Source organism: Sphingobacterium sp. NPDC055431 (assembly GCF_053644255.1).
The window spans coordinates 81,945-100,986 of sequence record NZ_JBSHLH010000002.1 but is presented as its reverse complement, the minus strand read 5'-3'; the positions used below and the strand labels follow the sequence as shown (position 1 = coordinate 100,986).

General features: G+C 43.2%; 11 protein-coding genes. 6 read left to right on the top strand and 5 right to left on the bottom strand.

All coding sequences use genetic code 11. The annotated features are described in order from the left end of the window. Window positions 1-15 precede the first annotated feature (15 nt). Complete coding sequence (locus ACWIB3_RS03380) at window positions 16-1,296, bottom strand: replication-associated recombination protein A (protein WP_454290863.1); 1,281 nt, start codon at window positions 1,294-1,296, stop codon at window positions 16-18. Window positions 1,297-1,514: 218 nt separating this feature from the next. On the opposite strand from ACWIB3_RS03380, the gene ACWIB3_RS03375 reads away from it, so the two are divergent. Together ACWIB3_RS03375 and ACWIB3_RS03370 are read left to right on the top strand one after the other, a co-directional pair. Next, window positions 1,515-2,606, top strand: coding sequence for a tetratricopeptide repeat protein (locus ACWIB3_RS03375; RefSeq protein WP_454290862.1), 1,092 nt, complete (start codon window positions 1,515-1,517; stop codon window positions 2,604-2,606). A gap of 211 nt (window positions 2,607-2,817) precedes the next feature. Then, on the top strand, window positions 2,818-4,935 hold the full coding sequence (locus tag ACWIB3_RS03370; protein WP_454290861.1) for a carboxy terminal-processing peptidase: 2,118 nt from the start codon (window positions 2,818-2,820) through the stop codon (window positions 4,933-4,935). A gap of 960 nt (window positions 4,936-5,895) precedes the next feature. Here ACWIB3_RS03370 and ACWIB3_RS03365 read toward each other — a convergent pair. Further along, a complete protein-coding gene (locus ACWIB3_RS03365) occupies window positions 5,896-7,497 on the bottom strand; it encodes a M20/M25/M40 family metallo-hydrolase (RefSeq protein WP_454290860.1) in 1,602 nt (533 codons plus the stop codon). A gap of 259 nt (window positions 7,498-7,756) precedes the next feature. Continuing rightward, the gene (pgi, locus tag ACWIB3_RS03360; RefSeq protein WP_454290859.1) at window positions 7,757-9,406 is read right to left on the bottom strand and encodes a glucose-6-phosphate isomerase; all 1,650 of its coding nucleotides are present in this window, start codon (window positions 9,404-9,406) and stop codon (window positions 7,757-7,759) included. Window positions 9,407-9,478: 72 nt separating this feature from the next. On the opposite strand from pgi, the gene prfB reads away from it, so the two are divergent. Then, window positions 9,479-10,562 (top strand): peptide chain release factor 2 gene (gene prfB / locus ACWIB3_RS03355; protein ID WP_139185500.1). Its coding sequence is split into 2 segments (ribosomal slippage): window positions 9,479-9,538 and window positions 9,540-10,562, totalling 1,083 coding nucleotides; the frame shifts between segments, so codons are not numbered across the junction. A 98-nt stretch (window positions 10,563-10,660) separates the two neighbouring features. On the opposite strand, the gene dcd is transcribed toward prfB, so the two are convergent. After that, on the bottom strand, window positions 10,661-11,197 hold the full coding sequence (gene dcd / locus ACWIB3_RS03350; protein ID WP_093099536.1) for a dCTP deaminase: 537 nt from the start codon (window positions 11,195-11,197) through the stop codon (window positions 10,661-10,663). A 107-nt stretch (window positions 11,198-11,304) separates the two neighbouring features. On the opposite strand from dcd, the gene ACWIB3_RS03345 reads away from it, so the two are divergent. Then, entirely contained in the window at window positions 11,305-11,943 is a 639-nt protein-coding gene (locus tag ACWIB3_RS03345) for a 4'-phosphopantetheinyl transferase family protein (RefSeq protein WP_454290858.1), read from the top strand. A gap of 52 nt (window positions 11,944-11,995) precedes the next feature. On the opposite strand, the gene ACWIB3_RS03340 is transcribed toward ACWIB3_RS03345, so the two are convergent. Next, window positions 11,996-13,045 carry an AI-2E family transporter gene (locus ACWIB3_RS03340; RefSeq protein ID WP_185213204.1) on the bottom strand — a complete coding sequence of 350 codons (1,050 nt, stop codon included), beginning with the start codon at window positions 13,043-13,045 and terminating at the stop codon, window positions 11,996-11,998. 389 nt (window positions 13,046-13,434) lie between these two features. On the opposite strand from ACWIB3_RS03340, the gene ACWIB3_RS03335 reads away from it, so the two are divergent. Both ACWIB3_RS03335 and ACWIB3_RS03330 read left to right on the top strand, forming a co-directional pair. After that, entirely contained in the window at window positions 13,435-16,386 is a 2,952-nt protein-coding gene (locus tag ACWIB3_RS03335) for a SusC/RagA family TonB-linked outer membrane protein (RefSeq protein WP_454290857.1), read from the top strand. Between the two features lie 17 nt (window positions 16,387-16,403). After that, a complete protein-coding gene (locus ACWIB3_RS03330; protein WP_454290856.1) occupies window positions 16,404-17,999 on the top strand; it encodes a RagB/SusD family nutrient uptake outer membrane protein in 1,596 nt (531 codons plus the stop codon). Window positions 18,000-19,042: the final 1,043 nt, after the last annotated feature.

Below are 19,042 nucleotides of genomic sequence, written 5' to 3'. Positions count from 1 at the left end.
GTAAAAAAATTAAACTCAATATCCATATTTACCTTTCCATTTATCTCGAAGTGCAATCCTGAGTTTCTCCTCAGCGGGATTTTTTCCCGGCTCGTACATTTTCTGGTCATGCAGGCCCTCCGGCATATATTCCTGGTCAACAAAATTTCCGCTATAGGCATGGGCATACATGTACTCAGTTCCGTAATTCAGCTCTTTCATCAATTTGGTGGGTGCATTCCTCAAGTGAAGTGGAACCGACAGGTCCCCAGATTTGCGCACGATAGCCTGAGCTTTATTGATGGCTTCGTAGGAAGCATTGCTTTTTGCAGAACAGGCCAAATAGATAACTGTTTGCGATAAAATTATCCTAGATTCCGGCCATCCGATCACGTTTACGGCCTGGAAACAATTATTTGCAAGCAGCAAGGCATTCGGGTTCGCATTCCCCACGTCTTCCGACGCCAAGATCAATAGCCTCCTGGCAATAAACTTAGGGTCTTCTCCCCCTTCAATCATTCTGGCCAGCCAATATACCGCAGCATTGGGATCACTCCCACGGATCGATTTAATGAATGCCGAAATGATATCGTAATGCTGCTCTCCCGACTTATCATATCGCACTCTGTTCTGTTGAACATGCTTTGCAACAAATTCATTTGTTATTTCCTGATTACCATGCGATGCCGCTTGGGAAACCAATTCCAAGATGTTCAACAGTTTTCTAGCATCCCCACCTGAGAGTTGCAGCAAGGCATCATATTCCTTGATGGAAATATTCTCTTCCTTTAAGAATTCATCTTGGTTCAGGGCCAAATCAACGATCTGGACCAGGTCTTCCTTGGTCAACTCCTGTAATACATACACCTGGCACCGGGATAAAAGAGCGGATATAACCTCAAATGACGGGTTTTCAGTGGTAGCGCCGATCAAGGTTACCGTTCCCCTTTCCACTGCCCCAAGCAGCGAGTCTTGCTGTGACTTGGAAAACCGGTGGATCTCATCGATGAAAAGGATGGGTTGTTCCTGGTTGAACTGGCGCATCTGTTCAGCCTTTTCAATCACTTCGCGCACATCCTTTACACCCGACTGTATGGCACTGAGGCTATAGAAGGGCCTATCCAAGGATTTAGCGACCAATAAAGCCAATGTTGTTTTACCGACCCCCGGAGGTCCCCAGAAGATCATGGAAGGAATGGACTTTTGCTCTATGGCGTTCCATAGCACGGCCCCCTCGCCTATAATATGTTTTTGACCGACATATTCAGCAAGGTTTCTGGGACGCATCCGTTCAGCCAATGGTACTCTGGTAGCCATAATCCACAAAGCTATTGATTTTTCATAGCAAAGCCAATGTAAATATGCATTGGTAATACGAATGTGGCATTCCGTCTATCTTTTACCCGCTAAACTCCGGTCATTCCAGCTAAACGAAAAATTTTAACATTATTTAATAATTATTCTACCTTTCCCAACAGCTGCATTTATCTTATATTTCAGATTATTTAATACTTTTGATGAAAATGAATTTGAGAATGATTGATAAAGTGCGTGTTAGCTTAACTCTTGGCTTAATTCTGTTGGCAGTAAGCGTAAAGGCCCAGACCAATGATAAACCATTGGACCCTTCGGGTTTTGTTACAAAATATGACAGTACATTTGCTGGAATTGGCCCGAAAGTATATGTTCTTCCTGCACCTCGGACAAAAGAAGAGGAATTGGTGGACTCCTATAAAGAGAAAAAAGGCTTTTTTGACTCCATTGCCCGTCAATTGGAATACCAGTCCATTATTGAAGATTATAGACCAACTTCAAATGCGGCCTATTTAAAACAAAACATCAAGCCCTACCCTTCAACTGAAGGGGAATGGAATAGCCTGATCACGAAACTCGAAAATAACAGGAATTTACCTCTGGCGGCAGGAATGGCCAATGAGCATGCTTTTGAACTACTTAAACAAGGTGACATCAATAGAGCTATCGCTCTATTGATAAGGGGACTGAATGCAGCAAGAACTTCAGGATCCGGCGAAAAATTCGTGCTTGAGCACAATCTTGCAAATGCCTACCTATTCAATGGCAACCTATCGGACGCTGCTTCAATGCAGGAAACATTCCTGCAATCTGCAGTGCAGAAAAAGGAATTGGTAGACCAAGCCAATACCTTGGTCCGCATTGCCTTGGTGCAAGCCTATGAAAAGAAATATTTTGCTGCTGAAAACACCATTATCCGCCGTGCATTTCCATTGTACAACAGGACCAAAAACCAATTTGGCAAAGTATATGCTCTGATTAATCTGGCAAAGATCTATCAGCTGCAGAACAAGCATACCGAAGCGCAGTGGTTTTTGATCCAAGCAAAAGATCTAGCGACATCAAGAAAAATCGACAATGAATTGCCTGAGATCGAATACATGTTGGCTTTTTCCAAATACATACAGCAGAACTATAAAGTTGCCCAATTGGAATTTGAAAAGGCAAAAACATTGGCAGACGTAGAAAATAACAAGGTCCTACAGTTGGCCATTGCAGATAAACTCGGGGATATCTACCTGATGATGGGCAACTTTGAAGACGCCGAACAGGAGCTTTCAAGTTACTGGAGGTTAAGAAACGAATTATTTTAATTCGCGGTTGTCAAGAGGTTGTCCGGAAAGTAGTTAATAACCCTTAAAAGTGCCCGGAAAGAACAATTGAAATGAATATTTTACGTTGTCATCCTAACATTGAGTGAATTTTTAACTAAATTGAGCGCTAATAAAAATACCCGCTTACTATTTTGAAAAGTGCTATTTCCTGAAAGAACAATTAATGAACAAATTCAAGAACTATACATATATGTTTAAACATCTCCTTTTCTGTCTCGCGTTAATATCGGTTGTAGCCTGTGGAGCAAAACCAAGGGTCAACCTGGATCAAGATGGCTTAGAACTAAAGCCTTCTACGCAGCATGAGATCATTGCGAAAGAAGTAGCCAATTTACTGGAGAATTTCAGCTATAAAAAAGTCCCTATGGGCGATTCCCTTTCGAATATTGTTTTCAATAACCTGTTGGAAGGAATCGACCAGGGGAAGAATTACATGTTGAAATCTGATATTGACGAATTTCAACAATTCAAGAACACCATCAGTCAAGACTTCAGGGAGGGCGACCTTTCCAGTGCCTTCTATATCTTCAATAAATACACCAACAGATATCTGCAGTGCATGGACTTTGCCTTGGAGCAAATCGATGCAAAACATGATTTCACTAAAGATGAGGCTTATACCGGCTTCCGCGAGAAACAAGATTGGTTTACCTCGGAGGCCGAATTGAAGGACCAATGGAGAAAGCGTGTTAAATATGACCTTCTGAACCTGAGACTGACCGCTGGTGACTCCGCAAAGGTAGACGAGCAAAAGAACAAGGAAACTCTTCGCAACAGGTACAATAACTTGATCTCCCAAGCTAAGAAAACAAATTCCAACGATGCTTTCCAGATGATCATGACGGCATTGACAGACGCTGTTGACCCACATACCACCTATTACAATCCATCATTCGCACAAGCTTTCAATGAGAGCATGTCGAATACATTAGAGGGTATTGGAGCACAACTTCAAATGGAGAATGAAATGGTGACCATCAAGCAGATCATTGCTGGAGGCCCTGCATTCAAAGATAAGTCACTTCATATCAATGACCGCATCGTAGCGGTTGCGCAAGGGAACGACGGTGATTTTGAAGACATCATCGGTTGGAGACTGGATGCTGCTGTAGCAAAGATCAAGGGGAAAAAAGGAACTGTGGTTCGCTTGAAGATCCTACCTGCTGGAGCTGAATTATCCGCTGCACCGAAAATCGTAAAACTTACCCGTGAGAAGATCATCCTTGCCGAGGAATCAGCAAAACGTGAAATAAGAACCATTAAAGGTGAGGACGGCAAAAACTACAGAATCGGCGTGATCAACCTCCCTAAATTCTATATCGATTTTGAAGCGGTCCGCCGTGGAGATAAAGACTATAAGAGCACCACAAGAGATGTAAGGTTGTTATTGGATAGCCTGAAACAGGACGGTGTGGATGCTGTATTGATGGATTTAAGAAATAATGGAGGCGGTTCGTTGCAAGAGGCTATTGAATTGACCGGCCTTTTTATTGACCAGGGTCCCGTAGTTCAGGTGAGAGATTCTCGGAACCGTGTCCAGGTAGACAGCGACCAAGAAACGGGATTGGCATGGGAGGGTCCATTTGGTGTGATAATCAACAGGTTCTCTGCATCTGCTTCTGAAATTTTCGCTGGTGCGATCCAAGATTACGGAAGGGGAATTATCCTTGGTTCTACGAGCTACGGAAAAGGCACAGTCCAAAATGCGGTGGATATGTCCCGTTTCATCAGTGCCACCAACAAGCTTTTGATCAAGGCATCGGGCGAATCTGATCCGGACACCCCGACCGGTGCTCCGGAATTTGGGCAGATCAATATTACGATGGGTAAATTCTACCGTATTACAGGTAGCAGTACCCAACATAAAGGTGTCGACCCAGACGTAGTATTCCCTACACAATATTCAGCTGAGAAATTTGGAGAAAGTTCTGAGCCTTCCGCATTGCCCTGGGATCAGATCAAACCAACCAAATTCTCGAAAATCGGTTCTTTGACCGAAATCAGTACGCAATTGGAAGACATCCATAAGAAACGTATGCAAAAATCACCTGCATATTCGTTCTTACTGGAAGACATTGCAGAATTCAGCAAAAATGAGTCCATGCCTGCAATTTCCTTGAATGAGGAAAAACTTAAAGCTGAAAGGGAAAAAAGCAGATTGAAACAACGAGAGCGTATCAACAAACAGCTTTCTTTCTTAGGTGAACCACTTTGGAAAGAAGGTCAACCGCAGCCAAAATTGGATTACGACTTTGTGCTTGATGAAAGTGCAAATGTGCTGACTGATTATATTAGGCTTAAGAAATAAGGTAGACATTGGCCATTACACCCTGGTCTAGGTAAAAATAAAAAAAGAAGCAGGCTGGTCATTGAATGTCCAGCCTGCTTTGTTTTATATGGATATAAATGGTCACTTGTCCTTATTTAATTGTGATCAGGAAGATTTTCGTGTCACCGTTGAGCAATGAACCAAATGTAAAAAAACCGGCCTCCGGTGAACTCCATAGAAGCGATGGCATGAATTAAAAAAAAAAGCAAAATATATCTTCTGAGTTACTTTTAATGCCCTAGATAACCAAACCGGCGAAGGAGCACACGGACGCCAAAAACAACTCGGACCAGTAAACGCTTTGGCCCATTTAAGGTAGCTCTTCGCACTGCCCAGCGCACTTCAAAGGAATACCTTGCTGTCGGGAATATCTTCCAAGGCCAATCCCATCGCACAGGTCAACGTCATCCTTTCCATTTTTATGCAACCTGAAAAAGAGCCTGCGGCTATAGAACTTTCTTTGAAAGGATGGACGTTTGCAATACCTCAACTCTAAAAGTTTGTGCCCGACCTTATATAGAAAAATGAAATGGTTAATGAGAAAAACAAAGCATTAAGACCCTTCAAAACCCAATAAAACATGAATTGGCGCACAGTTGCATAATCTTCGATTATCGAGACAGGGTCCTGGGGGAGAACCTTACAGATCCTTCATTTACCGTTCGGATTGGGAGAACCCGAATGTGCTATTCTGTTAATGGGGACGTAAGTTATTCAATAAAAAAAAGGATACTGAAAAATGGAATAGCCTGCGCTAAACCAATTTTTCAGTATCCTAATCCGATAGGACATATATACCTGCATCCGGAGGCCGAATGCGATCCGTGACTATAAAACTGTATCCCTTTCTAGCTGGATAACAATCTTGTTCTATCCTCCAATCCTGTCCCAAATAAGGTGGATTAACGCGAAACGGTTCTCCTGCCTCATGTCTATCTCCTAATACCCCACCCCTGTTCTCCTTGGTTGGCGAATAGCGGGCCAAGTACCAGGTCTTCCACTTGCGTCGGCTGGCAACACCCTTTTTTCCCTATTCACCAAAGCGGGTTCTTCAGAAGCTTTATAGGTCAATACGGCTGTTAGGATCACATTGGATATCAGGTCATCAAAGACTATTTTATCGTATGTATCTAGGTTGGTATGCCAAGTGTTGCTGAAATACCCCCATGACAGAGAGCTAAGCATAAAGCCTGGTACCCCCGCAGCTACGAATGAAGCATGGTCTGAACCACCGCCACCCGGGGATCCTGGAAATTGTGTATTGATATCCTTTGTAATATGGCTAGGAACTGCATCTAACCAGCGTCCCATAAAGTCATAGGCATGTACAAAGCCTGAACCATTGATATTGGCAACACGGCCTGTACCGTTATCTAGGTTGAAGACTGCCTGAGTCTTCTCGATAACCTCAGGGTTATCCAGGACAAATGATCGAGATCCATTTAATCCCTGCTCTTCACTTCCCCATAATCCTACCAAGATCGTACGTTTAGGGTTCGGAAGGACTTTTTTCAAAACACGAGCGACTTCCATCATCGCAATGGTTCCGGTACCGTTATCTGTTGCGCCAGAGCCACCCTCCCATGAATCCAGGTGCGCAGACAGGATAACATATTCATCAGGAAACTGAGATCCCTTGATCTCTGCGATGGTATTGAAAGATGGAACATTTCCTAAATGTTTAGAAGAAGTCTCTACTTTAATCTTTGGTGCATAGCCTTTTTCAGCCAAACGGTATAGGATACCGTAGTCCTCCAGGGAGATATCCAATGAAGGCGCTTTATGGGTCCTAGCTCCGAAAATCTTATTTGCACCAAATTCTGCCGACCAATAGCTGCTCAGTACACCTACCGCTCCAGCATCCTCGAGAACTGAAGGAATAGAGTTGGGAGCTAATCCTGTTGCCTTGATACGTTCATTCCAAACGGATCCGATAGAATCTCTTTGCCTCTTCATTTTTGCATAAGATTCAGGCGTTGCGTATTCTCTCCAGTTGGCATCAGGCCTACCGGTTGGTTGTGGCATTGAAACCATTACGTATTTCCCCTTTACCTTAGGCAACCAAGCCCTGAAGGCGAGTGAATCTTTGATATCTGGAAAGGCAATGACCTCCGCTTCAATGGCTTTACCATTGGTGGTAGGGCTCCATGCTAATTGGGTTCCAGCCAACGTTTTCTGCCTGGGATGGGTCATATCGATATGCGAGATCCCTCGCTCCCATCCATGCCATTCACCAAATTGCTGGTTTTTTGCTGAGATCCCCCAGCGTTGAAAGGTTTTCAATGCCCATTCATTGGCATGGGTCATTTGAGGGGTACCAACTAATCTCGGCCCCACGACATCCAGCAGTTCAAAAGCTAATGTTTCCAATTCTGAATTATTTGTTGCCTCATTTACGATCTGCTCAACTATTGGGTCAACGGATCTTGGGGTATTGGGTCCCATGCGCTGTGCTTGCGTTGGAGTATATGCAATCCCTGTTGAAAATAATAAAAAGGCTAATTTCCTGAAACGGCAAATGGTCTGTTGTTTGAATTTCATAGTAAATGTTCAGTTATTAATTAGGTAAACCCTAAGGTCGGCAAAATTTGCCAAAAGCAAAAAAGATAAGACCAATAAGTCTGGTAAAGGGAGTTTTTCTTTGCTCGCCCCGGTTGAGTTATGCAGGTTTTTCCATTTTTATGATGATTTGCCAAGCCTGTCGAACTCAAAAAAAAGCCTGGGATTTGCCCAGGCCATCAAAATTCCATGTATTAATTAAAAAAATATTTTAGAGGCTTTAAAGGTTCCTCCCCTTAGATTATGATCTCCAGTCTTTGTATTGATTGATCAGTCCATTGGTCGAGGAGTCATGCGTTTCAACGGCTCCATCTCCCTCTAACTCAGGAAGGATCTGGTTTGCCAATTGCTTTCCAAGCTCCACTCCCCATTGATCGAAACTAAAGATATTCCAGATGATCCCCTGCACAAAGATCTTATGTTCATAAAGTGCGATCAAGGCTCCTAAAGTCTTAGGCGTGATCTCTTTGATCAAGAATGAATTGGTAGGACGATTTCCTTCAAATACTTTGAAAGGGGTCAATTCTTTGATTTCAGCTTCGGACTTACCTGCTTTTTCCAGTTCAGCGACTACCTCCTCCTCTGATTTTCCATTCATCAGGGCCTCGGTCTGTGCAAAAAAGTTGGAAAGCAACATTTGGTGGTGATTACCCAGTGGATTATGGGAAATAGCGGGTGCAATGAAATCACAAGGGATCAGCTTGGTTCCCTGATGGATCAATTGATAAAAAGCATGCTGACCATTGGTACCCGGCTCTCCCCAAATGATTGGTCCGGTTTCATAATCAACTCTCTTTCCATTTCTATTAATATACTTACCATTACTTTCCATATCTCCCTGTTGGAAATAAGCTGCAAATCGATGTAAATATTGGTCGTATGGAAGGATGGCACTGCTTTCAGCTTCAAAGAAATTATTATACCATATGCCCAATAGAGCCATGATGACCGGGATGTTCTCTTCAAATTCCGCATTCCTGAAATGCTCATCGGCTTCGTATGCTCCTGTCAAAAGTTCCTCGAACTTTTCAAAACCTATCGCTAAACAGATCGATAGTCCAATAGCGGACCATAAAGAGTATCTACCGCCTACCCAATCCCAGAATTCGAACATATTCCTGGTATCAATACCAAATGCTGATACGCCAGACTCGTTGGTACTCAAGGCTGCAAAGTGCTTGGCAACATCGGCCTCTTTTGCTCCTGCCTTCAAGAACCATTCTTTGGCAGAATTTGCATTGGCCATTGTCTCCTGGGTAGTAAAGGTCTTTGATGCAATCAGGAACAATGTAGTTTCAGGATCTAGACCTTTCAGGGTTTCCGCAATCTGGGTTGCATCTACATTGGATACAAAATGCATGTTCAACCTTGTCTTATATGCTTTAAGTCCCTCTGTGACCATTACTGGCCCTAGATCAGAACCACCGATACCGATGTTCACTACATCCATGATCTCTTTTCCCGTAAATCCTTTCCATTCTCCAGAAATAACACGTCCGGAGAAGTCTTTCATCCTTTCCAGGACTCCTTTGATCTCTGGCATCACATCCTTTCCGTCGGTAAGGACAGGCTTGCCGGATCTATTTCTCAATGCCGTATGCAATACCGCACGTTTTTCTGTTTCATTGATCTTCTCGCCGTTGAACATGGCTTCGATTGCATCTTTCAATTTGCACTCGCGCGCCAATTGGATCAACAATGCCATGGTTTCCTCATTTATGCGGTTTTTAGAATAATCCAACAGGATGTCGCCCAAATAGATGGAAAACTTATCGAAACGTTCAGGATCTTTAGCAAAAAGATCCTTAATGCTGGATTCGTTTATGGTTATGAAATGATCGGCTAAATATTTGAAGGCTTGGGTCGTTGTAAAATCAATTTTTGGTAACATATATCTTTACTTTTGTTCAAATATAAGGATTACAGCCTATTCTATCCTCAATTTTATTTTATCTTTGTTCCTATGACCAAAGAACAAATTCAAGACTTGAGGGACAGAATCACTTCCCTGAGGAGGCATCTTTGACATTGATGCCAAAAAGGAAGAGATAGAGCGTGAAACCCAAATCACGATGCAATCCGACTTTTGGGATGACCCAAAAGCCGCAGAAAAGGTCCTGCATTCCATTAAAAACCATAAAATCTGGACCGATCAGTTTGATCATGTCAATGCTGCAGTGGAAGATACAGGTGTTCTGTATGAATTCTTTCAAAGCGGTGATGCTAGCGAAAAGGAATTGGAAGACCAATACCAGATTGCACTGACAGAAATCGAAGAGCTGGAATTCAAGAACATGCTCAGTGCCGAAGAGGATCAGTTGGATGCGATTCTGCAAATAACGGCTGGTGCCGGTGGTACCGAATCATGCGATTGGGCAGCAATGCTGATGCGGATGTATATCATGTGGGGCGAGAAACATGGCTGTAAGGTAACGGAGCAGGATTACCAAGAAGGTGATGTAGCCGGGATAAAGACAGTGACCCTACAGTTTTCTGGTAATTTTTCTTATGGCTATCTGAAAGGTGAAAATGGCGTACATCGCTTGGTTAGGATCTCTCCTTTCGACTCCAATGCCAAGAGACACACTTCGTTTGCATCTGTCTATGTGTATCCATTGGTGGATGATAACATAGAAATCGAAGTGAAGGACTCAGAAATTGATTGGGATACTTTCCGTTCGGGAGGAGCAGGAGGCCAGAACGTAAATAAGGTAGAAACTGCCGTGAGGCTGCACCATAAACCTACCGGGATTATTATCAAGAACCAGGAGTCAAGATCGCAATTGCAGAACAAGGAAAATGCTATGCGCTTATTGAAGTCCCAATTGTATGAAATCGAAATGAGGAAGCGCCAAGAAGCAACCGCTGCAATCGAAGGTTCAAAGAAAAAAATTGAATGGGGTTCACAGATCCGCAACTATGTCCTCCATCCCTATAAGTTGATCAAGGATTTAAGGACAAATACCGAAACCTCGAATACTCAGGCAGTACTGGATGGGGATCTGGACGGATTCCTGAAATCGTACCTGATGGAATTCGGAGGTTAATGGAAACTTAGGAATTCAGGGACATTAGAAAGGGCTGGAATCATGATTCCAACCCTTTTTAATTCATATCTTCTTAGGAAATACTTATCAATCGATCGTTAGAAAGCATTTTTCCACATCATGCTTTCCACAGGGCGAATGGTTTTGTTGTTGTATTTCGCATTTCCCTTACTGTTGTACATCGTTTCGATATCACCTTCCACCACAAAGTAGATCAATTGCCCGATTGGCATTCCTGCATATACGCGAACTGGCTGTGCAACGGAAATCTCCAGGGTCCAGGTATTGCAAAAACCAACATCACCTTTACCAGCAGTTGCATGGATATCGATACCCAAACGCCCAGTACTAGATTTCCCTTCCAAGAAAGGAACATGCCCATGGCTTTCTGTATACTCTATGGTTACCCCTAAATACAGTGTGCCTGGTTGAAGAACATAACCTTCAGCCGGAATCTCAAAGTGTTCGATTTCATTATGCTTCTTCGCATCCAGGACCTCATCCTTGTACCTTGCTAAATATTTTCCCAAATGGACATCGTATGAATTTGTTCCCAAACATTTCCTGTCGAAAGGTTCAATCACGATCATCCCCCTATCGATTTCTTCTAAAATTCTCTTATCTGATAATATCATATTCTGAAGCTAAACTACTGCTGATTAGCAGGATTCAAAAATACATTAAAAATAAATAAAATACATATCTAAAGCTAAATACTAGTTGGTAAACACTAAATTTGATTATGTCTCTAGCATATCTAAAAGAATTGGATGCGCACAGCCGCATAGCCCTGTGGAAAATTGAAGAAACGGAAGAGGAATTGGTTTCCATGTTGCAACTTGACGAATCTGAACTGACAAAGCTCAGGAGCCTAGCAAAAGGGAAAAGGACCTTACATTGGTTGGCAACAAGAGCACTTTTGCGCTATTTGCTGCAAACTCCGGATTATATCAGCTGCCCCTCTGATTCAAATGGGAAACCCTATTTGCCAGACTTCCCATATGAAATTTCATTGACCCACTCCTATGATTATGCCGGCGTGATGCTGAGCTCTGCTGGCGTCTGTGGAATAGACCTTGAAATTGTAAAAGAAAAGGTGGTCAGGATAAAAAACAAGTTCCTAAAACCGGAAGAACTAGCGTTTATTGAAGGAGACCAAATGGTAGACCAGTTATATGCCTGTTGGTGTGCCAAGGAAGCCCTCTACAAACTCCAGGGCAATAGGGGCGTTTCCTTCTACCATAACATGACGATTGAGCCTTTCCGCTATACCCAGCAAGGCGTCATGAAAGTCATACTCACCAAGGATGATTCGGTCCGGACCTTTGATGTGTTCTATGAAAGGTTCAATGAATATATGTTAGGGTACGTCGTTGAATAGGCCAGCCCTATTCAGAGGGATGCACATAGGTCTAAATACTTCATTTAATACACTATGTCTGCCCATCCTGCAACAAATGCTGTTTTAAGGAAAGTCGTTTGTTTGATTTATAGATCCTAACAGCAATTAAGAAATAGGCCAGTAACAATGGTCCGTAGACCAGCCCGATCAATCCAAACAAAGGCAGACCGATGATTACCCCCACAACGGTGATGATGGGGTGTATGTCCCCTAGTTTCTTGGCGATGACCAGGCGCAGGACATTATCGATATTGATCACTAAACCAAATCCCCAGGCAAGCAGCCCAATCCCCTGCCAGTTATGTCCGTCGGCCAACAATATGACCGCAGCAGGAACAAAAATCAACGGTGGTCCCAGTAATGGAATAAAGGAAAGGATAGCACAGATCACCCCCCAAAACAGCGGGTCCTTGGCACCGAAAATCCAAAAACCGATCGCCAAACATGCTCCCTGGATAATGGCAATGATCGTTTGTCCAATAATATTTGAATAGGTGATGTTTTTTAGCTCCTCCCCAAAAGTAACTGCATTCTCATCATCAAAAGGGAGGTAATGAACTATCCCGCCTTCGAATCCTTTATAATTCACAAACAAGAAATATAACAGGAAATACATCACCGCGATTTCCAGGAACACATTTGCAGCTCCGGTAAGCGCTGTGGTCAAAAGCCCCCCTAAATAGGTAGAACTGGCCTCAAGTTGCTTCTCGATGAGATCAGGTTGCCCTAATTTATCACCCACAAAATGATTGATGGCATCCATGATCTTCTTGACCCATTGCGGATCCTGTTGGAGCTCGATAGCTTTATCAAAAAGCATCTTCCCTATCCCCAAGAAGGGAAGGACGATGATAAAGATGGAAAGGATGATGATAAAAATGGAAGATACAGGCTTGGGCCAATGCCATTTCTCGATCAAGAAGATATTTAGGTTCCGAAATAGGGTATACATGACCATGGTCCCCAAAAAGGCACCGAATATCCCCGAGGTGGCATAAAGGATGATCCCTCCCAATACAATGACTATGATTAGGATGATTACATTACGTTCCTTCTGTGAAAAAACATCGTTGTTGCTCATAACTGATTTTAGAATAATAAAACAACGAACTATTGATTTGGTTCTGAACCATGTTTAAAATCCCTGCAAACCTACCATGCTCCGGTCTCAGATAGCGGCTGGTCTTGTCAACGGACATTCGCCTATGCTATCCCAATTGGTTCAGTAAGAGGAATTTCAAGCAACACCAATTAGTTACAAAAAGTAAGATAACAAAATTATTACATCAGAAGCGTAAACTTAAAGAAAGCCTTTTTAATATAATTTAATACCTTAGTAATCATTTGTTAACCATTTTTTAATTTAAAAAAAGAACCTTTGTACCAAAACCTATTTCTTGTTTATGAAAAAATCTCAAAGAACGATACAATCTGCTAGAATCTAACAATCAATAAATACCATTATTACTCATGAAATTTACTTCGAAAACCATAGCGAGGTCCGCTTTTTTATTGCTCATATGCTTAGTTTGCACAACGCGAGCATTCAGTCAACAGCGAACGATCAACGGAAAGGTCAGAACAGCCGACAACGTTCCATTATCAAATGTATCTGTCCTCCTGAAAGGGACCAACATTGGTTCACAGACCAATGACGACGGCCAGTTCCAGATAAGTGTTCCAAATGATGGTATCTTGATTTTCTCCATTATCGGTTACACGACCCAGGAGACCGACATAAAAGGAAAGGATTATCTCAACGTCATACTTGAACCGGACAACAAGGCCATCGATGAGGTGGTGGTAATGGGTTATTCCCAAGTGGAGAAACAGCACGTTGCGTCTTCGGTGGCAAGTCTGGATATGGAGTCGACCAAAACCAGGCCCATTTTCAAAATGGAAGAAGCATTTTCCGGAACCGTACCGGGGGTAACGATGCTCCAGGGGTCCAATATCCCAGGTGCTGTTCCAGGAACTATTTCCATTCGAGGTATCAGCACCCTGCAGAATGCAGATGCATTGGTCATTGTGGACGGAATGGAACAGTCTATCACTGACCTTGACCCTAACCAAATCAAGAGCATTACTGTCCTAAAGGATGCCGCTTCAACCTCCATGTACGGATCCAGAGGTGCAAATGGGGTGATCATAGTGGAGACGGAACGCGGCTATACCGGCAAATTCAAGGTTGACCTAAACGCTTGGGGTGCATTCAGCAACCCTATCGACCTACCGAACTGGGTAAATGCCGCGGAGTACATGAAGTTGAACAATGAGACCCGCGCACACCAAAACCAAACCTTGCTCTTTACCGATGAGGACATACGCAAGGCGGAATCAGGAGAAACAAGAAGTGTGAACTGGCTCGATGAGATCATGACGAGGAAACCTTTTGCAAACAACACCACAGCGAACATTTCTGGGGGTGGTGGTGTTGGAACATTCAACCTGATGCTGGGGCACATCGGGGAAAAAGGATTGAACGACATCGAAGGGACCGAAAAGTTCTCAGCGCGTTTCAACACAAACATCAACATCGCGGACAAATTCGTCCTGTTGGCGGATTTCTATGCCCATCGATTACAGGTCGATCGCCTGATGGCAAATGACAACGGCCACGGCCTTTACCAGATAGCCTGGAGAATGAACCCTACCCAGCAGATCTTTTATGGGGACACCGACATCCCAGAGCATTACATCCTTCATAACAACATGAACCCTTTGGCTTCCATTGCAAAAGGCGGAATCAAAAACTACCTGCACGACAGAAGTACAATCAACCTGAGGCCACGATATAACATCAATAAAAACCTGAACATCGAAGGAAATGTTTCCTACATGATCAATAAATCAGCTAATAAGGCAGAACGCAGGACCTTTAAGTTCTACGACGGGGACGGCGCACCAGTTACGATATGGAACAATTCGGTTACTGCGGAACAAGGTGTGAGCTCTAGCCAATTGACCGCGAGAGCTTTAGCGAATTACACCAAAGACCTACGCGATAATAAAGATAAGCTCTATTTGACCTTGGGAACGGAAATGATGAGCTATACTTACACCGACTATAGAGAAGAGAACAAAGCTTCATTCTTCGGAAAACTGAACTACTCTTTCGATAACCGCTATCTGGTCGAATTGACAGGCCGTTCTGATGGGAGCAGCAAGTTCGCGCCGGGCAACAAATGGGGCTTCTTCCCTTCGGCGGCGATTGCCTGGAATATGCACAACGAGTCTTTCTTTAGCTCCTTGCGCGAAAGCGGCGCTATCAACAATCTGAAAATCCGTGCATCTTATGGATTGATCGGTAATGAGAACGTTGCTCCATACCTATGGCAAGAGATCGTAAACAATTGGGGGTGGACCATCCGAGTTCCCAATCCCGATTTCTCATGGGAGAAACAAAAACAATGGAACATCGGTATGGACTTGACTGCCTTGAACAATAGATTGTCGTTGACCGCTGAAGTATACGATAAATTCTCTTACGACTTAATTTACAACAACTTCCCTGTCCCTCCCCTTACTGGATCCAATACATTGGAATCTGCAGTCAATATCGGAGAGGTCCAGAACAAGGGTTGGGAACTATCCGCAAAATGGTCCGATAGGATTGGAAATTTGAAGTACAATGTCGGCGCAATGCTGTTCGACAATATCAATAAGGTGTTGAAAGCAGGCTACAACAAGGGTGATACTCTGATATTCAAGGGCGATAGTGATAAAATATGGTACAATGGTGCTGCTATCGACAACTATTATGGTTTTGAGAGCAATGGTTACTTCCAGAATGCAACTGAGGTGGAAAATACAGAAGCTAAATTACCAAACACCTTGCCCGGTGACATCAGGTACAAGGACCAAAACGGCGACGGTATCATAAATGACCAGGACCGGATTTATTTAGGAGATCCTTTTCCTCACATGAATTACTCCATCAACCTTGGCCTGAACTATAAAAACTGGGATTTCTCGGTAATGGGACAAGGTGTCGGTAAAAGAAATGGAAGATTAGTCGGAATGGAAGGTTACCCTGTCTATGTGGATGGTGACAGCAATTCCTTGGGGACGCCCCGTAAGGAATATGCAGATAATCGCTGGACTGAATCCAATCCAAATGCCCGTTTTCCAAGGATATGGAGCGGAAATAGTTCAAATGCTTACCTAAGCGATGTCTGGCTGGGGGACGCTTCATATTTCAGGATCAAGATGATACAGTTGGGCTATACGTTCCCAGGAATAGGAAAGAGCATCAAGAACATCAGATTGTATGTCAATGCCCAGGATGCTTTCACCTTTACCAAATGGGAAGGCCTGGAACCGGAAAGAGGACTGGACAAATCCAAGACTGAAAACCAAGGTAATGGTGTGTACCCAAGAATGGCTACATACAGCTTTGGAGTTAGAGCAACCATTTTTTAACGAATGACTTTACTGAAATGAAAAAGACAATATTTGCATTAGCACTGATCAGCTCTTTGGGAACCACGAGCTGTGAGAAATTCCTAGATAAACGAGATCCTACAGCAACTAATTTCCAAGAGTTTTTCAATACTGAAGAAGATTTGAGAAGAGTGGTCTATAGCTCTTATAGAGATGTTTTCACTCATCCGACCGACAGAAGGCTTGTCTTCTATATGCTGGACGGAAGATCGGACAACGGCTATGCCCGCATCGAAACTGACCACCACGGCATTATGGCAAATGGGAATTACAACAGCAACTCAAGGGCCGCAGAGTACTATTGGACCCTGTTCAATAAACACGTTGGACGCCTAAATACCTTTATCGCGAACGTCGATATCCCTTATGTTGAAGATGAAAACGTGAGGAAAAAGTACAAAGGCGTCCTTGAGGGACTACGCGTATGGCATTACTTTAGAATTGTGTCCCATTGGGGAGATGTTCCGTTTGTCCTTGAACCGGCAAACCTTGAAACAGCCAAACAGCCATCTACTCCTAAAAAAGAGATCTTGGACAAACTGTTCCCCATGGCAGAGGAAATTGCCTCCAGGTTACCGGAGTCAGAGGGAACCACCAATGCCTACATGTTCAACAAATACTCATTCAAGGCAATCATCATGAGGTATGCGCTTTATTTTGAGCGATATGACCTGGCGGCTAAAATTGCGAAAGAAATCATGGACTCGGGCAGATACGACCTGCATGGCAACTATGGGGATATGTTTAGTTACAAGGCTGACAAAACAAACAAGGAATTCATCATCAAATTTGACATGGAGAGCCACGACAACTCTGCAACTGCATCCTTTGAACATCTAGGCCCTCATTACAGGACCGGAAAAGGCCAATCCTATATGGTCCCAACCAAATCTTTGGTTGATAGCTATTGGACCTTGCAAGGGCGTCCAATTGACCAATGTCCGCTTCATACCAGAGAAGAATATGAGCTTGACCCAAAATTGAACAGGGATCCTCGATATGGACAAAGTATTTTTGGGCACGGTGATAAGTTTTCGGGGGAGGTGATCGACATCTATAATGTGAACAGCCCAATGTACTATCAGCAACTTAGGGGCAGTAAATCTGGCTATTGGTTCAGGAAGTTCGTGGACGAAGCTGATGCCTTCAGGTCCGGTGGGAACATGACCTTCCCGCTGATAAGGTATGCAGAAGTGCTGTTGACCTATGCTGAAGCGAAGATTATGTCCGGAGGACCTGATGAACTAGCGAAGGATAACATCAATAAAATCCGCAAAAGAGCAGGATTGGACATGACGATCGCGGATGTAAAACTCACGGGCAAAACCCAGCAACAGTGGATTGACCTAATCCGCAATGAAAGAAGGATTGAATTTGCAGGAGAAGGTATACGGTATGATGATATTATACGCTGGAAGATCGCGGACAAAGTATTGAACCAACCTGCAATGGGCCATACAAGGAAGATCAATAACACCCTTCAGTCATTGAAGATCGAAGACCGGAGGTTTACAGACAATCAGTACTTGTGGCCTTTCCATGAGAGCTCACTCAAGGTAGAACCGAACCTGACACAAAATCCAGGATATTAAAAGAAGCTTTAGCCCGTCTGGTTTGGACGGGCTAACTTTTATTCAACCGGATGGTCAAAATTCCAGCGGATAGGTCTCAAAGGCGGGAATACAGCTTATTTACTTCGGAAAGTAATTCAAATTCGAGCTTATAAATAACATTTTGGGTGAATGGTTGCATGAGATATTTGAAGATCCGCACTGTACATTAATTTAAATCGAAACTCTTATAATCCATTTCAAACAAGTTAGTTTCTGGAGAAACCTTTCCCTTTGATGGACCTGGGATTGACAGAATTCTTGAAGGCAAGTAAATCCTTGACCTGAAATTCTTTGACAATCCAGGGAAAACCTATCATTTCTGACAGACAATCGACTGATTATTCAGTCGGGAGGTAATCTAGGGACATTATATCCTCAAATACGCGTTAAGGGATGTCGAGAAAGGATATGCGCACAGGTAAGGCCAATTCACTTGAATTTCTGGACCAGTTGATAGCGGTTAGGAGGTCTCAGTTATTAGTTGCTTTGCGTTACAACGGCATCTATCGGCATGTCTATTTTGACCAGATTGTTTGGATCTTATTTAGCGCTACAATGAAGGCTTTGGCTTCCGATTTGCCCTGATATGCAAAACGATACGAGCACCCTAGGGATCGAATATAACTATGCCCTTGCTCCCACTGGACATGGCCGAATAATCCACATGAGAATCAAAGGCAATGTGCCTATATACCAGGTAAGACATTTCTCAGTCTATCTGAGACAACCGCAGCAAAACAGATTTTTTTGCCTTGGGGTACTTTTTCAATAGGGAATCAACAAAACAAACCGCTTTGTCCCTAGAATGGTTGCGAAGCACCCAAAATGCATGAGTGAAAACAAAATCCTCTATATCCAATTTTTTTTTCCGAAATATCGATGGTGATCTTTTCATAAAGTAAACGACAATCTCAAAAACAGAAGGTTTAATTGCGTACCAAAGATATTACACAATCTACCTAACGTACTTAAAGCCTTCGGAATGGAATCCTTGTTTATGCGCCAGGCAATGGTCAATCAAT